The sequence below is a fragment of the Streptomyces sp. 2131.1 genome, assembly GCF_900105515.1.
Taxonomy (GTDB): domain Bacteria; phylum Actinomycetota; class Actinomycetes; order Streptomycetales; family Streptomycetaceae; genus Streptomyces; species Streptomyces drozdowiczii.
This window is the reverse complement of the sequence record NZ_FNSY01000001.1, coordinates 709,629-729,988: the sequence shown is the minus strand read 5'-3', so window position 1 is coordinate 729,988 and position 20,360 is coordinate 709,629. Positions and strand designations below refer to the sequence as shown.

Annotated in this window: 18 protein-coding genes; 12 read left to right on the top strand and 6 right to left on the bottom strand. The window is 72.2% G+C overall.

Annotated features, from left to right (window positions below; translation table 11 throughout):
* Window positions 1-32: 32 nt before the first annotated feature.
* Window positions 33-1,778 carry a BCCT family transporter gene (locus BLW14_RS03480; protein WP_177153889.1) on the top strand — a complete coding sequence of 582 codons (1,746 nt, stop codon included), beginning with the start codon at window positions 33-35 and terminating at the stop codon, window positions 1,776-1,778.
* A 58-nt stretch (window positions 1,779-1,836) separates the two neighbouring features.
* Here BLW14_RS03480 and BLW14_RS03475 read toward each other — a convergent pair whose 3' ends face one another.
* Window positions 1,837-2,760, bottom strand: coding sequence for an FAD-dependent oxidoreductase (locus BLW14_RS03475; RefSeq protein ID WP_093704186.1), 924 nt, complete (start codon window positions 2,758-2,760; stop codon window positions 1,837-1,839).
* 126 nt (window positions 2,761-2,886) lie between these two features.
* Between BLW14_RS03475 and BLW14_RS03470 the strand changes: the two genes are divergently transcribed.
* From BLW14_RS03470 to BLW14_RS03460, 3 genes are all read left to right on the top strand, one after another.
* Complete coding sequence (locus tag BLW14_RS03470) at window positions 2,887-4,524, top strand: ABC-F family ATP-binding cassette domain-containing protein (RefSeq protein WP_093704184.1); 1,638 nt, start codon at window positions 2,887-2,889, stop codon at window positions 4,522-4,524.
* A gap of 111 nt (window positions 4,525-4,635) precedes the next feature.
* Window positions 4,636-5,304 carry a GntR family transcriptional regulator gene (locus BLW14_RS03465; RefSeq protein WP_093704182.1) on the top strand — a complete coding sequence of 223 codons (669 nt, stop codon included), beginning with the start codon at window positions 4,636-4,638 and terminating at the stop codon, window positions 5,302-5,304.
* A gap of 49 nt (window positions 5,305-5,353) precedes the next feature.
* Window positions 5,354-6,583: an amidohydrolase gene (locus BLW14_RS03460; RefSeq protein ID WP_093704180.1), complete on the top strand. Its 1,230-nt coding sequence runs from the start codon at window positions 5,354-5,356 to the stop codon at window positions 6,581-6,583.
* 109 nt (window positions 6,584-6,692) lie between these two features.
* Here the strand turns inward: BLW14_RS03460 and BLW14_RS03455 are convergent, their stop codons facing one another.
* Both BLW14_RS03455 and BLW14_RS03450 read right to left on the bottom strand, forming a co-directional pair.
* Window positions 6,693-9,071 (bottom strand): Tex family protein, encoded by a 2,379-nt coding sequence (locus BLW14_RS03455; protein ID WP_093704178.1) that lies wholly within the window; start codon window positions 9,069-9,071, stop codon window positions 6,693-6,695.
* 152 nt (window positions 9,072-9,223) lie between these two features.
* A complete protein-coding gene (locus BLW14_RS03450) occupies window positions 9,224-10,081 on the bottom strand; it encodes an SCO6745 family protein (RefSeq protein WP_093704176.1) in 858 nt (285 codons plus the stop codon).
* 135 nt (window positions 10,082-10,216) lie between these two features.
* On the opposite strand from BLW14_RS03450, the gene BLW14_RS03445 reads away from it, so the two are divergent.
* On the top strand, window positions 10,217-11,182 hold the full coding sequence (locus BLW14_RS03445) for a GlxA family transcriptional regulator (RefSeq protein WP_093704174.1): 966 nt from the start codon (window positions 10,217-10,219) through the stop codon (window positions 11,180-11,182).
* 24 nt (window positions 11,183-11,206) lie between these two features.
* The gene (locus BLW14_RS03440; RefSeq protein WP_093704172.1) at window positions 11,207-11,842 is read left to right on the top strand and encodes a DJ-1/PfpI family protein; all 636 of its coding nucleotides are present in this window, start codon (window positions 11,207-11,209) and stop codon (window positions 11,840-11,842) included.
* Here BLW14_RS03440 and BLW14_RS03435 read toward each other — a convergent pair.
* Complete coding sequence (locus BLW14_RS03435) at window positions 11,829-12,590, bottom strand: enoyl-CoA hydratase/isomerase family protein (RefSeq protein ID WP_093704170.1); 762 nt, start codon at window positions 12,588-12,590, stop codon at window positions 11,829-11,831. The genes BLW14_RS03440 and BLW14_RS03435 overlap by 14 nt on opposite strands.
* Before the next feature lie 78 nt (window positions 12,591-12,668).
* On the opposite strand from BLW14_RS03435, the gene BLW14_RS03430 reads away from it, so the two are divergent.
* Complete coding sequence (locus tag BLW14_RS03430) at window positions 12,669-13,304, top strand: HdeD family acid-resistance protein (protein WP_093704168.1); 636 nt, start codon at window positions 12,669-12,671, stop codon at window positions 13,302-13,304.
* A gap of 133 nt (window positions 13,305-13,437) precedes the next feature.
* Window positions 13,438-13,896: an ATP-binding protein gene (locus BLW14_RS03425; RefSeq protein WP_093704166.1), complete on the top strand. Its 459-nt coding sequence runs from the start codon at window positions 13,438-13,440 to the stop codon at window positions 13,894-13,896.
* 18 nt (window positions 13,897-13,914) lie between these two features.
* Here BLW14_RS03425 and idi read toward each other — a convergent pair whose 3' ends face one another.
* Together idi and BLW14_RS03415 are read right to left on the bottom strand one after the other, a co-directional pair.
* On the bottom strand, window positions 13,915-14,508 hold the full coding sequence (idi, locus tag BLW14_RS03420; protein WP_093704164.1) for an isopentenyl-diphosphate Delta-isomerase: 594 nt from the start codon (window positions 14,506-14,508) through the stop codon (window positions 13,915-13,917).
* Between the two features lie 156 nt (window positions 14,509-14,664).
* Complete coding sequence (locus BLW14_RS03415; RefSeq protein ID WP_093704162.1) at window positions 14,665-15,600, bottom strand: cation diffusion facilitator family transporter; 936 nt, start codon at window positions 15,598-15,600, stop codon at window positions 14,665-14,667.
* 390 nt (window positions 15,601-15,990) lie between these two features.
* On the opposite strand from BLW14_RS03415, the gene BLW14_RS03410 reads away from it, so the two are divergent.
* From BLW14_RS03410 to BLW14_RS03395, 4 genes are read left to right on the top strand one after another with little or no spacing between them, the layout of a single operon-like run.
* On the top strand, window positions 15,991-17,817 hold the full coding sequence (locus tag BLW14_RS03410; protein ID WP_093704160.1) for a DUF5941 domain-containing protein: 1,827 nt from the start codon (window positions 15,991-15,993) through the stop codon (window positions 17,815-17,817).
* Window positions 17,814-18,551 (top strand): phosphocholine cytidylyltransferase family protein, encoded by a 738-nt coding sequence (locus BLW14_RS03405; protein ID WP_093704158.1) that lies wholly within the window; start codon window positions 17,814-17,816, stop codon window positions 18,549-18,551. The genes BLW14_RS03410 and BLW14_RS03405 overlap by 4 nt, the downstream gene beginning before the upstream one ends.
* Entirely contained in the window at window positions 18,539-19,600 is a 1,062-nt protein-coding gene (locus tag BLW14_RS03400; protein ID WP_093704156.1) for an iron-containing alcohol dehydrogenase family protein, read from the top strand. Before BLW14_RS03405 ends, BLW14_RS03400 begins: the two co-directional genes overlap by 13 nt.
* Window positions 19,578-20,357 carry a CDP-alcohol phosphatidyltransferase family protein gene (locus BLW14_RS03395; RefSeq protein ID WP_093704154.1) on the top strand — a complete coding sequence of 260 codons (780 nt, stop codon included), beginning with the start codon at window positions 19,578-19,580 and terminating at the stop codon, window positions 20,355-20,357. The genes BLW14_RS03400 and BLW14_RS03395 overlap by 23 nt, the downstream gene beginning before the upstream one ends.
* Window positions 20,358-20,360: the final 3 nt, after the last annotated feature.

The window sequence follows — 20,360 nt, the reverse complement described above, 5'->3', positions numbered from 1 at the left end:
CGTTTTTTCTGTTTCCGTGAAAGGTGCCATTCGTGTCGCAGGACGATCAGAGAGCGGGCGGCAGAGGGGACGTGTCGGTGACGGCGGACCTCCCCGGCGACCCGGCCCAGAACCGGCGCCCCGTCACCGACCGGGTGGTGTTCGGCGTCACGGCCGTCCTCACCCTCGCCTTCGTCATTTGGGGGGCCGTCGCCACCGACTCGCTTGAGGACGTCTCCGACAAAGCTCTCAACGGGCTCATCCACAACGGTGGTTGGGCCTTCATGCTGGCCGCCTCCGGCTTCGTGGTCTTCGCCCTGTGGCTCGCGATCAGCCGGTACGGGAACATCACCCTCGGCCAGGAGGACGAGGAGCCGGAGTTCCGTACCGTGTCCTGGGTCGCGATGATGTTCAGCGCCGGCATGGGCATCGGTCTGATGTTCTACGGCGTCAGCGAGCCGCTGGCCCACTTCACCGACCCGCCGCCCGGCACCCACCCCGCCGACGCGGCCGAGGCCATGCAGACGGCGATGGCCACCACCCTCTTCCACTGGACGCTGCACCCGTGGGCGATCTACGCGGTGGTCGGCCTGGGCATCGCGTACAGCACCTTCCGGCGCCGCAGGCGGCAGACCATCAGTGCCGTCTTCGAGCCGCTCATCGGCCCCCGCCACGCCCACGGAGGACTCGGCCGGTTCATCGACATCCTGGCCATCTTCGCGACCCTCTTCGGCTCGGCCGCCTCGCTGGGCCTCGGCGCCCTCCAGATCGGCAGCGGCTTCCACGAGCTGAACTGGAAGGAGAAGACCGGCACCGGGCTGCTCGTCCTGATCATCGCCGTGCTGACCGTCGCGTTCATCGCCTCGGCGGTCTCCGGCGTGGAGAAGGGCATCCAGTGGCTGTCGAACATCAACATGGTGCTCGCCCTGATCCTGGCCGTCTTCGTGTTCGTCGCGGGCCCCACGATCATCGTGCTGGACCTGGTGCCCACCTCGATCGCCGCCTACTTCGGCGACCTGCCGCAGCTGGCCGGCCGCACCGAGGCCACGGGCAAGGGCGAGGTCGCCAACTGGCTCGGCAGCTGGACCGTCTTCTACTGGGCCTGGTGGATCTCCTGGACGCCCTTCGTCGGCATGTTCATCGCGCGGATCAGTAGGGGCCGCACCATCCGCCAGTTCATCGGCGGCGTCATCCTGGTACCCAGCACGGTCAGCCTGATCTGGTTCGCCATCTTCGGCGGCACCGCCATCAAGCTCCAGGAGGGCGGGAAGCTCAGCGGCGCCGACACCCAGGAGGCGCAGCTCTTCGGCGTACTCCAGCAGTTCCCCGTCGCCACGCTGATGAGCATCCTCGTGATGGTGCTCGTCGGGATCTTCTTCGTCTCCGGCGCCGACGCCGCGTCCATCGTGATGGGCACGCTGTCCCAGAAGGGCATCCTCGAACCCGGCAAGTGGGTCGTCATCTTCTGGGGCGTCGTCACCGGCGCCGTCGCGGCCGTCATGCTGCTCATCGGCAACGGCAAGGGCGACGCCCTGGCGGGCCTCCAGAACCTGACGATCCTCGTCGCGGCGCCCTTCACCATCGTCATGATCGGCATGTGCGTGGCCCTGATGCGGGACCTGCGCCAGGACCCGCTGATCGTGCGCCGGGAGTTCGGCGTGGAGGCCGTGGAGTCCGCGGTCATCGAGGGCCACGCCAAGTACGACGGCGACTTCGAGATCCGCATCGGCCCGGGCGGCAGCCAGATCACCACGGAACGCCACGACCACGACCGGCCCGGCGGCTCCACCCCGGCGTGAACCGCACGGCCCGGCGGCGCGCTCCGCCGGGCCGTACCGCGGCCCGGCGCCCCGGGGCTCACCCCACCAGCCGGGCCGCCTCCAGCGCGCAGCCCCGCGCCACCGTCACGCCCGCGCCGCCGTGCCCGTAGTTGTGCACCAGCCGTCCGCCCCCGGGCAGCGGCTCCGCCTCGATCCGGACCCCCGCGTCCCGGGCCGGCCGAAGCCCCACCCGGTGGCCGACGACCCGGGCGCCGGCGATCTCCGGCCGCACCCGCGCGCACCGGGCCACTATCTCCTCGGCGGTGCGGGGATCGGGCACCGTGCTCCAGTCGTCGGCCGCCGCAGTGCCGCCGAGCACCAGCCGCCCGGGCTGCGGGAAGAAGTACGTGGTCGCGCTCGACGCCGGAACGGCCTCGGTGAACCACTCCCGTATCCCCGGGTTCTCCACCAGCACCAACTGCCCGCGCACAGGCCGCACCCCTGAATCCGGCACCAGCTCGCGGGCGCCGAGCCCGGCGCAGTTGACCACCGTCCCCGCCTCCGCCGCCGCCTCGGCGAACGAGGCGACCGCGCGCCGCTCGACCGTGCCCCCGGCCGCCCGCACCCGCCCCTCCAGCCACTCCAGGTGCACCGGCATGTCGATCAGCGGCAGCCGGCACCGCAACCCCTCGGCCGTCTCCACGGCGTCCTTCACCTCCCCGGCCCACGCCCCGAGGTTCGCCAGGCGCTCGCCCCGGTGCAGCCCCTCCACCAGACGCACGCCGGTCTCCTCCGGGCGTACGGCCAGCTCCTCGTACCACCGCAGCGCGATCAGCGACCAGTCGCCGACGCGGTCCAGCGGCTCGATCCGGTAAGGCCACCACAGCGCCCCGGCCACCGCCGATGTGGTGTCGCCCGCCGGTTCCCGGGACCAGACCCGCACCCGGTGGCCCCGCTCGGCCAGCACCGTCGCCGTGGTCAGTCCGCTGACCCCGCCGCCCACCACGATCACGTCCGACACCGCTGCCCGCCTTCCACCGCCGGTCCACGTACCTGCCCCGGACCCTAAGGGGCTCCCGGACCCCGCCGCAGGCCACCCCCGGCCGGTCCTCCGGGCCCCGCCGTGCCGATTAGGATCGGCACCCTGATGACTGCCACTCTCGTCGCCAAGGACCTCGCCGCCGGACACGGCGACCGCACGCTCTTCGCCGGGCTCGACCTCGTGGTCGGCCCCGGGGACGTGATCGGTCTCGTCGGAGTCAACGGCGCCGGAAAATCGTCGCTGCTGCGGCTGCTCGCCGGGCTCGACCGGCCGGAGGAGGGCGAGCTGCGGCTCTCCCCGCCAACCGCCACCGTCGGCCACCTGCCACAGGAGCCCGAGCGGCGCCCCGGCGAGACCGTACGGGAGTTCCTGGCCCGCCGGACCGGGGTCGCCGACGCCCAGACCGCCATGGACGCCGCCACGGAGGCCCTGGTCGAGGGCGCCCCCGGCGCCGACGACGCGTACTCCGAGTCCCTGGAGCGCTGGCTCGCGCTCGGCGGTGCCGACCTCGACGAGCGCGCCGAGGAGACCGCCGCCGAACTCGGCCTGACCGTCGGCCTCGACCTGCCGATGACCGCCCTCTCCGGCGGCCAGGCGGCCCGCGCCGGACTCGCCTCGCTGCTGCTGTCGCGCTACGACGTCTTCCTGCTCGACGAGCCCACCAACGACCTGGACCTGGACGGCCTGGAACGCCTGGAGAAGTACGTCTCCGGACTGCGCTCCGGCACCGTCGTCATCAGCCACGACCGCGAATTCCTCATGCGCACGGTCACCAAGGTCCTCGAACTCGACCTGGCCCAGCAGCAGATCAACCTGTACGGCGGTGGCTACGCGGCCTACCTGGAGGAGCGCGAGCGCGCCCGGCGGCACGCCCGCGAGGAGTACGAGGAGTACGCCGACAAGCGCTCGGCGCTGGAGGGCCGCGCCCTGATGCAGCGCTCCTGGATGGACAAGGGCGTCAAGAACGCCCGCCGCAAGGCCACCGACTCCGACAAGATCGGCCGCAAGTTCCGCAGCGAGTCCAGCGAGAAGCAGGCCGCGAAGGCCCGGCAGACGCAGCGCATGATCGAACGGCTCGACGTGGTGGACGAACCGCGCAAGGAGTGGGAGCTGCGCATGGAGATCGCCTCCGCGCCCCGCTCCGGCTCGGTCGTCGCCACCCTCCGCGAGGCCCGCGTCGTACGCGGCGACTTCGTCTTCGGGCCGGCCTCGCTCCAGATCGACTGGGCCGACCGGGTCGCCATCACGGGCGCCAACGGCTCCGGCAAGTCGACCCTGCTGGCCGCGCTGCTCGGCCGCCTCCCGCTGGACTCGGGGCACGCGAGCCTCGGCTCCGGGGTAGTCGTCGGCGAGGTGGACCAGGCGCGCAAGCTCTTCCACGGCTCGGAGACGCTCCTGGAGGCGTTCTGCGCGGCGGTCCCCGACACGGAACCCGCCGACGTGCGCACCCTCCTCGCCAAGTTCGGCCTGCGCGCCGACCACGTGATGCGCCCGGCGACGACCCTCTCGCCGGGGGAGCGCACCCGGGCGGCGCTCGCCCTCCTCCAGGGCAGGGACGTCAACCTCCTGGTGCTGGACGAGCCGACGAACCACCTGGACCTCCCGGCGATCGAGCAGCTGGAATCGGCGCTCGACTCGTACACCGGCACCCTGCTCCTGGTGACGCACGACCGCCGGATGCTGGAGGCGGTCCGCACTACGCGCCGCGTCGAGGTGGCGGAGGGCAGGGTCACGGAGGTCTGACCCCACCTGGCATACCAAATCGCACATCAGGTTCACTCGATCCTGCATAACGGCGGAACCGACCCCGCTGACCGTAGCGCTTGGCATACCAAGTGCTACGGTCGCTCTGTGATGACTCAAGCGAGCGACCCCGGTGCCTCGCACGCCGACCACGCCGAGCGGACGATCCGCGCGGGCATCCTGTCCGGCGCGTACCCGCCCGGCTCACGGCTCCGCGAACGCGAGCTCTCCGAGAGCCTGGGCGTCTCACGCATCCCGGTCCGCGAGGCGCTCACCCGCCTGGCCGGCGAGGGCCTGGTCGTCGTGTCCCCGCGCCGGGGCGCCTCCGTACGGGACCTCTCGCTGCGGGACGTCGCCGAACTCTTCGACCTCCGCCTCAGCCTTGAGGTGTTCGCCGCCCGCAGGGCCGCCGAGGCGTGCGCCGCCGGGGGAGACGGGGGGCGGCTGCGGGTCCTGATGGAGGCGGCCGAGGACGCCACCCGCCGGGGCGACCCGGAGGAGATTCCGGCGGCCAACACCGCCCTGCACGCGGAGATCGTCGCGATGACGGGGAACCGGCTGCTCCAGGACGCGTTGCAGCCCTCGCTGGGCCTGGTGCAGTGGCTGTTCACCCTCACCGGGGGCCGCGACCCGCGCGTGCAGTGCGCGGAGCACCAGGACATCTGCGCCGCGATCCACGCGGGCAAGCCGGACCTGGCCGCGGCACTCGCGTACGCGCACATCGAGCGGGGCAGGGAGCCGTCGCTGACGGCCCTGACCGGAACGCTCCCGGCCGGGTGACCCCGTAGCGGCACCGACCCACCACACACCCACCGAGGAGATGCGCCACATGCTGATCACAGACGTCCGTCCGTGGGGCGGGGAGCCCAGCGACCTCACCGTCGAGGACGGAATGATCACCGCGGTCACCCCGCACGACCCGGCCCGCGCCGTCACGGGCGACACCGTGGCCGGCCGGGGGCGGCTCGCCCTGCCGTCCTTCTCGGACGTCCACTGCCACCTGGACTCCACCCGCATGGGTCTGCCCTTCCGGCCCCACACGGGCGCCCCCGGGGTCTGGGGCATGATGACGAACGACCGCGAGCACTGGCGCGAGGACGAGTGGGACGTAGCCCGGCGGGCGACGTACACGCTGGCCCGCATGATCGAGCGCGGCACCACCCGCGTACGCAGCTACGCGCAGATCGACGCGGACTGCGGCCTGGAACGCTTCGAAGGCGTCCTCGCTGCCAAGGAAGCTCACGCCGGCCGGTGCGAGGTCGAGATCATGGCGTTCCCGCAGGCCGGCCTGCTCCGTGAGAAGGGCGTACCGGAACTGATGGACCGGGCCCTGTCCTCGGGCGCCGCGGTCGTCGGCGGCATCGACCCGTGCACCCTGGACCGCGACCCCGTACGCCACCTGGACATCGTCTTCGACCTCGCGGAGCGCCACGGGGCCCCGGTCGACATCCACCTCCACGAGCCGGGCGCGCTCGGGGTGTTCAGCGTCGACCTGATCCTGGAGCGGGTGCGCGCCCTGGACATGACCGGCCGGGTGACCATCTCGCACGCCTACGACCTGGGTTCGGTCGACGAGACGACGACGCGCCGGCTCATCGAGGAGTTCGCCGAACTGGACATCGCCATGGCCACGATCGCCCCGGCCCGCCACCACTCCCTGCCCCTGGCGGACCTGACCGCCGCCGGCGTCCGGGTGGGCCTGGGCGAGGACGGCCAGCGCGACTTCTGGTCCCCGTACGGCAACGGCGACATGCTCGACCGCACCTGGCAGCTGGCCTTCACCAACGGCTACCGCGCGGACGCCCTGATCGAACACTGCGCGGCCGTGGCCACGACGGGCGGCGCCTCCATCCTCCAGCAGGGCCCGCCCCGCCTGACCTCCACAACGGACCGCCCCGGAGTGAGGGTGGGCGCGAGGGCGGACCTCCTCCTGCTGGAGGGCGAGACGGTGACGTCTGCGGTGATGGACCGCAGCGAGGACCGCACGGTCCTGCACAAGGGCCGAGTGGTCGCGGACGGCCTCACGATCAGCCCGGATTCCAGCCCCACCGGCGCTTGAGGAGCGGGGTCCGGGGCAGAGCCCCGGTTACGGGAAGGGGCGGGGTGGGGAACAGGCCCGCCGCAGGCGCACCCAGTACCCACCCCGCCCCACCCCCGCCGCGAGGGGCCTACCGCCCCCCGTCCCCCTTCAACAACCCCGCCCGCCGCAACGCATCGGCCATCGCCCCGTTCGCCGGAGCAGCGGCAGGCGCGGGCCGCCCCCCGCCACCGCCCCCACGGGACGCCGCACCACGGCCACCGCCGCCCCCCTGCCGAGGCCGGGGCGGACGCCCGCCACGCTCACTCCCCGAGGCCGCCGCGCGGCCACCGGCCCCCTGCTCGTCGTCCAACCGCAACGACAACGAGATCCGCTTGCGCGGAATGTCGACCTCCATCACCTTCACGCGGACGACGTCCCCCGGCTTCACCACATCCCGGGGGTCCTTCACGAACGTCCGCGACATCGCCGACACATGGACGAGCCCGTCCTGATGCACCCCGACGTCCACGAACGCCCCGAACGCGGCGACGTTCGTCACGACGCCCTCCAGCACCATCCCGGCCTCCAGGTCGCCGATCTTCTCGACGCCGTCCTTGAAGGTGGCGGTCCTGAACGCGGGGCGAGGGTCGCGTCCCGGCTTCTCCAGCTCCTTCAGGATGTCGGTGACCGTCGGCAGCCCGAACTTCTCGGACACGAAGTCGTCCGCCCGCAGCGACCGCAGCACATCGGTGTTGCCGATCAGCGCGGCGACGTCCCCGCCGGTCTTCTTCACCATCGACCGCACGACCGGGTACGCCTCCGGGTGCACGCTGGACGCGTCGAGCGGGTCGTCGCCCCGGATGCGCAGGAAGCCCGCGCACTGCTCGTACGCCTTCGGACCCAGCCGGGCCACGTCCTTCAGGCCCTTGCGGGAGCGGAACGGCCCGTTCGCGTCGCGGTGCGCCACGATGTTCTCTGCGAGCCCGGTGCCGATGCCGGAGACCCGGGAGAGCAGCGGCGCGGACGCGGTGTTGACGTCGACGCCGACACCGTTCACGCAGTCCTCGACGACCGCGTCCAGCGAACGCGAGAGCTTCACCTCGGACAGGTCGTGCTGGTACTGCCCGACACCGATCGACTTCGGGTCGATCTTCACCAGCTCGGCCAGCGGGTCCTGGAGCCGGCGCGCGATCGAGACGGCACCGCGCAAGGAGACGTCCATGTCGGGGAGTTCCTGCGAGGCGAAGGCCGAGGCGGAGTACACGGAGGCGCCCGCCTCCGAGACCATCACCTTGGTGAGCTTCAGCTCCGGATGCTTCTCGCACAGCTCACCGGCGAGCTTGTCCGTCTCGCGGGACGCCGTGCCGTTGCCGATCGCGATCAGGTCGACGTGGTGCTCGCGCGCCAGCCGCTCCAGGGTCGCCAGCGACTGGTCCCACTTGTTGGCCGGGACGTGCGGGTGGATGACGTCGGTGGCGACGACCTTGCCGGTCGCGTCCACGACGGCGACCTTCACACCCGTACGGAAACCGGGGTCGAGCCCCAGCGTGGCCCGCGTCCCGGCCGGTGCGGCGAGCAGCAGGTCGCGCAGGTTCGACGCGAAGACGCGTACCGCCTCGTCCTCCGCCGCCGTACGCAGCCGCAGCCGCAGGTCGATGCCGAGGTGCACCAGGATCCGGGTACGCCAGGCCCACCGCACCGTGTCGGCCAGCCACTTGTCGCCGGGGCGCCCCCGGTCGCCCACGCCGAAGCGCCGGGCGACCATGTTCTCGTACGAGGACGGGCCGGGCTCCTGCGACGGCTCCTCCGGCTCCAGGACCAGGTCGAGGACGTCTTCCTTCTCACCCCGGAGCATCGCCAGCACCCGGTGCGAGGGCAGCGCGGTGAACGGTTCGGCGAAGTCGAAGTAGTCCGCGAACTTGGCGCCCGCCTCCTCCTTGCCGTCCCGCACCCGGGCCACCAGCCGCCCGCGCGTCCACATGCGCTCGCGCAGCTCGCCGATGAGGTCGGCGTCCTCCGAGAAGCGCTCGGCGAGGATGGCGCGGGCGCCCTCCAGCGCCGCCGCCGGGTCCGCGACGCCCTTGTCCGCGTCGGCGAAGGCCGCCGCCGCGGCGAGCGGGTCCATCGAGGGGTCGTCGAGCAGGCCGGAGGCGAGCGGTTCGAGACCGGCCTCCCGGGCGATCTGCGCCTTCGTCCGCCGCTTCGGCTTGAACGGGAGGTAGATGTCCTCCAGGCGCGCCTTCGTGTCGGCCGCCCGGATCCGCGCCTCCAGCGCGTCGTCGAGCTTGCCCTGCTCCCGTACGGATTCGAGGACCGCCGCCCGGCGCTCCTCCAGCTCCCGCAGGTACCGCAGCCGTTCCTCGAGCGTGCGCAGCTGCGCGTCGTCGAGCATCTCGGTCGCTTCCTTGCGGTAGCGGGCGATGAACGGCACGGTCGACCCGCCGTCGAGCAGCTCGACGGCCGCCTTCACCTGCCGCTCGCGTACGCCGAGCTCCTCGGCGATCCTGCCTTCGATGGACGTCGTCACGGTTCTACCGACTCGCCTTCTCCTGCTGGCTGTGCTGGTCGGGCCCCGGGCCGCCGCTGGGGCCTGCCCGGAGTCACACGCCTGCATTGTGCCGGGTGGCCGGGCGCCGTGTCGCCCGGCCACCCCAGGGGACGGCCGCCGGATTTCGTCGCTCAGCCGGTCGCGCTGGCCGGGAACGCGCCCGCTGCCCACGCCGTGGCGAGGAAGCCGCGCCCCAGCTCCGTCAGCCGGGCCACACCCGGTCCGCCCAGGTGCTCGTACGGGCCCAGGTCCATCCGGTCCGTGGCCTCCTCCAGCCCGTTGCGCAGCTCGGCGCCCTCCTCGGTCAGCTCGCCCTCCGCCGTGAGCAGCCCGCGCTCGCGCAGCCGCTCCGACGCGGCCTCCCAGTCGGCGCGCCGCCAGCCCCGGGAGGACAGCAGCCAGCCGATCGCCATGCCCTTGCCGGTGGCGGTGTGGCTGACCAGGGCCTCCAGCGGGTCGAGCTCCGCGGCGAGGAGCGCGGCGAGGTGGGCGTCGCCCCGGTGCTCGCGCAGCAGCGTCGCCGCGTGCCAGTACGCCAGGTGCGGTTCGTCCGGGACCGGCAGACCGGCGTGCGCCGCGTACAGCGGCCGGGCGTGCCGGGTGCAGCCCTCGGTGGCGCGCAGGGCGAGCTGCGCGGCCTCGGCCATCTCGGGGGAGGTGATGATCTCCTCGCCGAGCAGCCGGCGCAGCGTCGCGTCGGCGGCGCGCAGCCGGGCGTCCAGGACCTTCGCGGGGGAGGCTATGCCCCAGATCGCGGGGACGTGCCGGGACACCAGCGCGTGGTTGAAGTTGTAGAAGGTCGCGGTCACCGTGTCGGCGCCGACCGCGCCCATCGCGGCGGCGCGGGTGGCGAAGTAGACGGCGGAGGGGTCGTCGATACCGATCCCGCCGAGCTCCTTGCCGAGGTCGGGGGAGAAGTAGAGCGAGGAGTGCAGCGGGTTCAGGGCGTTGTGGCAACGCCGCCCGGCACGGGGCGGGAGAGTACTCATACCCGGCACGTTACCGACTGGTCGGTACGGGCGGGAACCCCTGGGCAGACGTGAGCTGTGCCGCAGCGGGCGATGGCAGGAAAGGTGGGGAACCCGTCATTGCAGCCATTCCCGCGACCGCCCAGGATGGCGGACATGAAGCAGCGATCCGTGCTCGTCGTCCTCTTCGACGGCATCCAGAGCCTCGACGTCACCGGCCCCATGGAGGTCTTCGCCGGGGCGTCCCGCTTCCCTGACGTCTCGTACGAGCTGCGCACCGCCTCGCTGGACGGCGCCCCGGTCCGCACGTCCTGTGGCCTCACCCTGGTCCCCGACGGCAGCCTCGCCGACGCGCCGACGCCCCACACCCTCCTCGTCCCCGGCGGCTGGGGCACCCGTGACCCCGACCCCGAACTCGTCCACTGGCTACGCGTGCACGGGCCGCTGCCGGAGCGCCTGGTCTCCGTGTGCAGCGGGGCGCTGCTGCTCGCGGCGGCCGGACAACTGGACGGCCACCGGGCGACGACGCACTGGAACGTGTGCGAGAAGCTGGCCCGCGAACACCCGGCCGTCGAGGTCGACCCCGAGCCGATCTTCGTACGCGACGGCAGGATCGCCACCTCCGCCGGGGTCACCGCGGGCATCGACCTCGCGCTGGCCCTGGTGGAGGAGGACCACGGACGGGACGTCGCCCTCACGGTCGCGCGGCACCTGGTCGTCTTCCTGCGCAGGCCGGGCAGCCAGTCCCAGTTCAGCGCACAGCTCAGCGCCCAGACGGCGCGCCGTGAACCGCTGCGCGACGTGCAGCACTGGATCACGGAGCACCCCGGAGCCGACCTCTCCGTCGAGGCCCTGGCCGCCCGCGCCCGCCTCTCGCCCCGTCACTTCGCCCGCGCGTTCCAGGCGGAGACGGGCACGACGCCCGGCCGGTACGTCGACCAGGTCCGCCTGGAACAAGCCCGCCGGCTCCTGGAGGACACCGCCGACGGGGTCGCCCAGATCGCCCGCGGCTGCGGCTACGGCACCCCGGAGGCGATGCGCCGGGCCTTCATCAAGGCGCTCGGCGCCGCCCCTGCCGAATACCGCCGCCGCTTCGGCCCCCACGCGGCCGACCGCTCCTGACCCACCCGAGAGACAGGAAGCCCCATGCAGATCGCCATCGTCCTCTTCGACCGCTTCACCGCGCTGGACGCCGTCGGCACCTACGAGATCCTGTCCCGCACACCGGGCGCCGAGACCGTCTTCGTCGCCGAACGGACGGGCGCCGTACGTAACGACAACAGCAGCCTCGACCTGGTCGCCCGCCGGACGTTCGACGAGGTCCCCGCCCCCGACCTGGTGATCGTCCCCGGCGGCCCCGGACAGCACGACCAGATGGAGAACGAGAACCTGCTCGGGTGGCTGCGCCGCGCGGACGAGTCCACCACCTGGACAACCTCCGTCTGCACCGGATCGCTGCTGCTGGCGGCGGCCGGGCTCCTGAAGGGGCGGCGCGCCACTTCGCACTGGCTCGCCCTGGACACGCTCAGGGACCACGGCGCCGAGCCCACCGGCGAACGCGTCGTCTTCGACGGCAAGTACGTCACCGCCGCCGGGGTCTCGTCCGGTATCGACATGGGCCTCACCCTGCTCGGCCGCATCGCCGGCGACCGCACCGCGCAGGCCGTACAGCTCCTGACGGAGTACGACCCCCAGCCGCCCTACGACGCGGGGTCGCCGGACAAGGCGCCGGCCGACCTGGTCGAGCAGTGGCGGGGCCGGAGCCGCTTCATCCTCCAGTAGGCGCCCAGGTGAAGCGGGGCGTACGGCGTTCCAGGAAGGCGGCGACACCCTCCGCGGTGTCGCCGCTGCCCCGTGCCTGCCCGGCCCAGTACGCGTCCCGGTCCTCGCGCCCGGCCGCGAACTCCTTGGCCGCGGCCTGCGTCAGCCGGGACCGCGACGCCAGGGTCCGTACGTACGCCCCGACCCGCTCGTCCAGCGCGCCGGCCGCATGCACCTCGTCCACCAGGCCGGTCCGCAGCGCCCGCTCCGTGTCGATCAGCTCGCCGGAGAACAGCAGGTGCTTCGCCGTCGCGGGGCCCGTCAGGGCGGCCAGCCGGCGGGTGGACGACGCGGGGTAGACGATCCCCAGCTTGGCCGGGGTGACCCCGAACAGGGCCCCCTCCGCCGCGAAGCGCAGATCGCAGGCGGCGGCGAGCTGGCTCCCGCCGCCCACGCAGTAGCCCCGCACCACCGCGAGCGTCGGCAGCGCGAACGCGGCCAGCGCCTCCTCGGCCGCCACGGCCAGGCTCTGCGGATCGCTCCCGGGGTCCCGCAGCGAGGAGATGTCCGCACCCGCGCAGAAGGTGTCGCCCGCGCCGGTCAGGACCAGGGCGCCCACGGAGGGATCGGCGGCCAGCTTCTCCAGCAGCACCGGAAGCGCCTGCCACATCGCGGCCGTCATCGCGTTGCGCTTGGCGGGGTTGCTGATGACGACGGTGGCGACGCCGTCGGCGACGGTGTGCTCCAGGCGGGGTTCCGTACGGTCCATGGCCGGATGCTATCCGTGGTGTTCGAACCTACGATCAAGAAGGGGGCGCCAAGCAGGCACGCACCCGAGGAGCCTCACGTGGACGGTCCCGAACGCGAAGGCAGGAAGCTCCACCGCAGTTTCGGCGGTCTGGCGCTGCTCGGCATCCTGCTCGTCGTCGCCGGCCTGGTCGGGCTCGTCTACACCGGCGTGGCGACGCTGACCTCCATGATCCTGTTCGGCTGGCTGCTTCTCGTCGGCGGTCTGGTCGGCCTGGTCCACGCCGTGCAGTCGCGCGGCACCAGCTACTTCTGGCTGGGCGTCGTGGTCGCCGCGCTCAACATCGCCGCCGGGGCCGTCGTCATCCGCCACCCGCACGGCACCGCCGAGGCGCTGACCATGTTCGCCGCGCTCCTCTTCCTGACCGGCGGGGTCTTCCGGCTCGTGGGCAGCGTCGTGGTGCGCGGCCCGCAGTTCGGCTGGACGCTGCTCCAGGGCGCCTTCGGCCTGCTCCTCGGTCTGCTCGTACTCTTCGACTGGCCGCACAGCAGCCTCTACGTACTCGGCTGCTTCTTCTCGCTGGCCCTGCTCTTCGACGGGCTCGGGCTCATCGCCATCGGGATCGGCGGCCGGCGGATCGTCTCGATGGTCTCCGAGCAGATGACGCCGGGCGGGGGCGAGGGAGAAGGAACGGACCCGCTCACCCACGACAGTCGGAAGCGGTCCGAAAACTGACACTCCCGACTGAATGAAGTCGAGTTCGGTCAATAGGTGTCGACTTGTGTTCAGTAGTGCGGACCGAAGCAACCTCGCCCGCCACCCTGTACTCGACGTGAAGTCACTTCGAGTGGAGAGCGGGTACCGGACTATGGAGAGCCGCGGGAGTATCCCCGCCCGGCCCGTGCCGTACGAAGGGGTCTGGCGGTTCACCGCCCCGGCCACGGACCTCTCCGTACCCCAGGCCCGGCACGCCGTGCGCGACCTGCTGAAGCGCCAGAACGTGCCGATCGACGACGACATCACCCAGGGCCTGCTGCTCATCGTCTCCGAGCTGGTCACCAACGCCGTGAAGCACGCGGCGCTGCTCTCGCCCGAGCTCGCCGTCGAGGTGGCCGTGGGCGAGGAATGGGTCAGGGTGTCCGTCGAGGACAACCACCCCTACCGCCCCACCGCGCTGGAGACCGACTACGCGCAGACCGGCGGGCGGGGCCTGCTGCTGGTCCGCGAGATCACCCGGGAAGCGGGCGGCACGTGCGACGTCGAGCACACCGCGGGTGGCGGCAAGGTCATCTGGGCGGCCCTGCCGCTCAGCAGCACCGCCCTCTGACCCCTTCAGCCGTACGGCCTACCAGCCGGCGGCATCCCCGGTCAGCTCGCGGATCGCGGGCCGGGCGGCGTCCAGCACGGTCATGAACCACGCCGAGAACGGCTCCCGGGCATGCCGCTCGGCCAGCTCCGCCGCCGTCACGAAGGCCGTCCCGCCGACCTCCTCCGGATCGGGACGCAGCCGCTCCTGCGCCAGGCCCACGAAGAGGTGGTTGAACTCCTGCTCCACCAGGCCCGACGCCGGGTCCGGGTGGTTGTAGCGGACGGTGCCCGCCTCGGCCAGCAGCGAGGGCGAGGTGCCCAGCTCCTCGTGCGTACGCCGGGCGGCGGCGGCGAAGGGCGCCTCGCCCGGGTAGGGGTGGCCGCAGCACGTGTTGGACCAGACACCGGGGGAGTGGTACTTGCCGAGGGCGCGCTGCTGGAGCAGTAGCCGGCCCTGCTCGTCGAAGAGGAACACGGAGAACGCGCGGTGCAGCTGTCCGGGCGCCTGATGGGCGGCGAGCTTCTCCGCCGTGCCGATGGTGGTGCCGTTCTCGTCGACCAGTTCGAGCATGATCGCTTCCACTGTGCCGTTCGACGAGGTGTTCGCCGCGGTGACTGGTGTGCTCGGCATACCCATCCTTCGCTGTGGTCCCGGCCCCGTGCGCCGGTCCCGTCGAGTCCGCTCAAGTCTGCCGTACAAAAGCGGCTTGTCCGCACTTCGGACCCTGGCATGTCCGCCCGCACACGTCCGCGAAACCCTACACCTCGGGCTCCTGGCGCCCCGGGTTCAGCGGCAGAGGTTCGCCTCGTGCTCGGCGTGGCCGCTCGGCTCCAGCTGGAAGGTGCAGTGCTCGACGTCGAAGTGGTCGCCGACGCAGCCCCGGAGCTCGTGCAGCAGCTTTTCGTGGCCGATCGAGTCCAGCAGGTCCTGCTGCACCACCACATGCGCGGAGAGCACCGGCATGCCCGAGGTGATCGTCCACGCGTGCAGGTCGTGGACGTCCAGCACGCCGGGCAGTGCCGTGATGTGGTCGCGCACCTCGCCCATGTCGACACCGGGCGGCGCCGCCTCAAGGAGCACGTTCAGCGTCTCGCGCAGCAGCCGCACCGTACGCGGCACGATCATGAGGCCGATGACCAGCGACGCGATCGGGTCCGCCGCCTGCCAGCCGGTCGTCATCACGATGCCCGCCGAGATCAGCACCGTCACCGAGCCGAGCGTGTCCGCCAGCACCTCCAGATAGGCGCCGCGCACGTTGAGGCTCTCCTGCTGTCCGCGCGTCAGCAGCGTCAGCGACACCGCGTTCGCTACTAGGCCCACCAGGGCGAAGGCGATCGTGAGCCCGCCCCGGGTCTCGGCCGGGTCGATGAAGCGCTGGACCGCCTCGAAGAGGAGATATCCGCCCACCCCGAGGAGCAGGCAGCAGTTGGCGAGGGCCGCGAGGATCTCCGCCCGGGCGAAGCCGAAGGTGCGGTTCGGTCCGGCGGGCCGGTTGGCGAAGTGGATCGCCAGCAGGGCGAGCCCGAGCCCCAGGGCGTCGGTGGCCATGTGGGCCGCGTCGGCGATCAGGGCGAGCGAGCCGGACACCACGCCCCCGGCGATCTCCATGACCGTCACCGTCAGCGTGATGCACAGCGCTATGCGCAGCCGCCCCTTGTGGGCGGCGGCCGCCGTGCCGGCCGGTACGCCGTGTGCGTGTCCGTGATCGTGCCCTGCCCCCATGGGGACGCCTCCCGGTCGTCTCGCGGGTCCGGGCCTCGCGGGCCCGGGCCCTGCCAGTCAACTACGGGCGGGGGGTATCGGGCAACACGGCACTGAACACCGTTGTCATATCCTCTGACCTGCGAAAACGACTGCAGGTCAGAGCGCTGCCGGGACACCGGTGCAGCCGGACGCGGGGGAGGGCCCGGCCGGATTTTTGTCAGGCGACGCGGCCATCGACGATGATGATCGCGGGCGGCGCGCAACATCCGGCGCCGCCCGGAACGGAGTGCAAACGGGCAGTGAACTCGTGCTTCTGTTCATCCGATAGCCTCTGCCGACATGCCGCCGGCCGCTTCAGGCCGCATTGTCGCGTGCCGGTCCGTGTCAGCACCCAAGGAGTGAGTTCGTCTGTCGACCGCCATTCTCACAGGTGCTCCGCTGCCCGGATCCTCACTCGAGGACGATCTCCGGTCGCTGCGATTCGACGTTCACGCCGCTGTCGACGTCACCGAAGCGGCCGCGCTGCTGGCCGCCGTCCCCGCGTCACAGCGGGTCGCCCTCGTCGACCCCCGCTTCGTCGGCCACCGACACGCCCTCCGGCTCGCCCTGACCGACCCTCGTTTCCCCGCCGCGGCCGTGCCCGGCGCCCTCACCGCACAGGCCGAGGCGCGTCCCGCCCTGGTGAGCGCCCTGCACGCCACGACCGACGCGGTCGGCGCCGGGGTGTCCGCCGCCGGAGCCACCGCCACGGTCACCGACCGCACCGTGCCCGGCAGGCTCGCCGCGGTCATGGAGGCCGAGGGCACCCAGGTGCAGCGCCCCGAGCTGGGCTCGCTCGTCGCCACCGTGCCCACGAACGAGGCCGACCGCGCCGCCGCCCGCGCCGGTGTCGAGGCCGTGGACGACGAGGCGGTCCGGCTGCGCAGCGCGGTCAAGGCCCGCGACGGCTTCTTCACCACCTACTTCATCAGCCCGTACTCGCGCTACATCGCCCGCTGGTGCGCCCGCCGGGGCCTCACCCCGAACCAGGTCACCACCGCGTCCCTGCTCACCGCGCTGGTGGCGGCCGGCTGCGCGGCCACCGGTACCCGGGGCGGGTACGTCGCGGCGGGCATCCTGCTGCTGCTCTCCTTCGTCCTGGACTGCACCGACGGACAGCTCGCCCGCTACTCCCTCCAGTACTCCACGATGGGCGCCTGGCTGGACGCCACCTTCGACCGCGCCAAGGAGTACGCCTACTACGCGGGACTCGCCCTCGGCGCGGCACGCGGCGGCGACGACGTCTGGGCACTGGCGCTCGGTGCGATGGTCCTCCAGTCCTGCCGCCACGTCATAGACTTCTCGTTCACCGAGGCCAACCACGACGCGGTGGCGAATTCCAGCCCCACGGCAGCGCTCTCCGACAAGCTCGACAGCGTCGGCTGGACGGTCTGGCTGCGGCGGATAATCATCCTCCCGATCGGTGAGCGCTGGGCGATGATCGCCGTACTCACCGCGCTCACCACCCCGCGCATCGTCTTCTACGCCCTGCTGGTCGGCTGCGCCTTCGCGGCCTGCTACACCACCGCAGGCCGCCTCCTGCGGTCCCTGACCCGCGCGGCCCGGCGCACCGACCGGGCCGTGCAGGCCCTCGCCGACCTCACGGACTCCGGCCCGATCGCCCAGCTGATCGCCGCCCGGGGCCCGAAGATCCGCGGTGCCTGGAGCGCCCCCGTGATAGCCCTCGTCGGCACCGGCGCGGTGATCGCCGCCGCGCTCCAGCAGCCCTTCGGCAGCCGGCAGACGGTCGTCGCCGCCGTGTTCTACGCGGTCTGCTCCGGCCTGGCCGTGGCCCGCCCCCTCAAGGGCGCGCTCGACTGGCTCCTGCCCCCGTTCTTCCGGGCGGCGGAGTACTGCACGATCCTCGTCCTGGCCGCCCGCAGCGACATGGACGGGGCGCTCCCCGCGGCCTTCGGACTGGTCTCGGCCGTCGCCTACCATCACTACGACACGGTGTACCGCATCCGGGGCGGCACCGGCGCCCCGCCCCAGTGGCTGGTGCTCACGACCGGCGGACACGAGGGCCGGACCCTGGTCGTCGCCGTGCTCGCCGCCGCCCTCACCGGAGCCTCCGGCTTCACCACCGCACTCACCGTGCTCGCGGTGGCCGTCGCGGCGATCGTGGTGGTGGAGTCCATCCGCTTCTGGGCCTCCTCCGGGGCCCCCGCCGTTCACGACGAAGGAGAACCCGCATGATCGGCCTCGTACTGGCAGCCGGCGCCGGACGGCGCCTGCGCCCCTACACCGACACGCTCCCCAAGGCGCTCGTGCCGGTGGACGGCGACAAGACGGTCCTCGACCTCACGCTGGCCAACTTCGCCGAGATCGGGCTCACCGAGGCCGCGATCGTCGTCGGCTACCGCAAGGAGGCCGTCTACGACCGCAAGGAGGAGCTGGAGGCCACGTACGGCCTGAAGCTCACCCTCGTCGACAACGACAAGGCCGAGGAGTGGAACAACGCCTACTCCCTGTGGTGCGCCCGCGAGGTGCTGAAGCGCGGCGTGATCCTCGCCAACGGCGACACCGTGCACCCGGTCTCCGTCGAGAAGACGCTGCTGGCCGCGCGCGGTGACGGCAAGCGGATCATCCTCGCCCTCGACACGGTGAAGTCCCTCGCGGACGAGGAGATGAAGGTCGTCGTGGAGGACGGCGCGGGCGTCCGCCGGATCACGAAGCTGATGGACCCGTCCGAGGCCACCGGCGAGTACATCGGCGTCACCCTCATCGAGGCCGAGGCCGCCGAGGAGCTGGCCGACGCGCTGAAGGCCACCTTCGAGCGCGACCCGGACCTCTACTACGAGGACGGCTACCAGGAGCTCGTCAACCGCGGCGTCACCGTGGACGTCACCCCCATCGGTGACGTGAGCTGGGCCGAGATCGACAACCACGACGACCTCGAGAAGGGCCGGGCGATCGCGTGCCGGTACTGACCCGACTCATCCCGTCCCCGGTCTTCGTCGACATCAGCCGGGGCGCCATGCACGACCTGGCCGGCCTCCTCGCCGACCAGCGGATCTCCGCCTCCGGCAAGCTCGCCATCGCGATCAGCGGCGGCTCGGGCACGGCCCTGCGCGAGAAGCTGGAACCCGCGCTGCCCGGCGCCGACTGGTACTGCGTCGCGGGCGGCAACATCGACGCCGCGGTGCAGCTCGCCGACGACATCAAGGGCAAGCGCTACGACGCCGTGGTCGGCCTCGGCGGCGGCAAGATCATCGATGTGGCCAAGTACGCCGCGGCCCGGGTCGGCCTGCCGCTGGTCTCGGTCGCCACGAACCTCGCCCACGACGGCCTCTGCTCGCCCGTCGCCACCCTGGACAACGACAACGGCCGGGGCTCCTACGGCGTCCCCATGCCCATCGCCATGGTGATCGACCTGTCGGTGATCCGCGAGGCCCCCGACCGCTTCGTACGGTCAGGCATCGGCGACGCGATCTCGAACATCTCCGCCATCGCCGACTGGGAACTCTCGCACCAGGTCAACGGCGAGCAGATCGACGGGCTCGCCGCGGCCATGGCCCGTACCGCGGGCGAAGCCGTACTGCGTCACCCCGGCACCGTCGCCGACGACGAGTTCCTCACCGTCCTCGCCGAGTCCCTGGTGCTCTCCGGCATCGCCATCTCGATCAGCGGCGACACCCGGCCCTCGTCCGGCGCCTGCCACGAGATCAGCCACGCGTTCGACCTGCTCTTCCCGAAGCGGGCCGCGAGCCACGGCGAGCAGGTCGGCCTCGGCGCCGCCTTCGCCATGCACCTGCGCGGGGCCGCCGACGAGTCCGGCCTCTTCGCCGAGGTCCTGCGCCGGCACGGCCTGCCGGTCACGCCCGAGGAGATCGGCTTCAGCGCGGACGAGTTCGTCCGGGCCGTCGAATACGCCCCCCAGACCCGCCCGGGACGCTTCACGGTCCTGGAACACCTCAGCCTGTCCACCGACCAGATCAGGGACGCGTACGCCGACTATGCCAAGACCATCAGTAGCTGAACTCCGCCCGGTCGTTCACCCGCCGGGCGTCAAGGACCGGCGCAGCGGTGAGCACTGGGCGGGCCGGATATACATGCGCGAGATCTCGCTGCGCATCGACCGGTACCTGGTCAACACCAGGGTCACGCCCAACCAGCTGACCTATCTGATGACGATCGCCGGTGTGCTCGCCGCCCCGGCGCTGCTCGTTCCCGGTATCTGGGGCGCGGTCCTCGGCGTCGTCATGGTGCAGATGTACCTGCTGCTCGACTGCGTGGACGGCGAGATCGCGCGCTGGAAGAAGCAGTACTCGCTCGGCGGCGTCTACCTGGACCGGGTCGGCGCCTACCTGTGCGACGCCGCGGTCCTCGTCGGCTTCGGCCTGCGCGCCGCGGACCTGTGGGGCACCGGCCGCATCGACTGGCTGTGGGCCTTTCTCGGTACGCTCGCCGCGCTCGGCGCGATCCTGATCAAGGCCGAGACGGACCTGGTCGGCGTCGCCCGCCACCAGGGCGGGCTGCCGCCGGTCAAGGAGTCCGCCTCCGAGCCGCGCTCCTCCGGCATGGCGTTCGCCCGCCGGGCCGCGGGCGCGCTCAAGTTCCACCGGCTCATCCTGTGCGTCGAGGCGTCGCTGGTCATCCTGGTCGCCGCCGTCCTCGACGAGGTGCGGGACGATTTCTTCTTCAGCCGCCTCGCGGTCGCGGTCCTGGCCGGCATCGCCCTGCTCCAGACCCTGCTGCACCTCGTGTCGGTCCTGGCATCGAGCAGGCTGAAGTGAGCA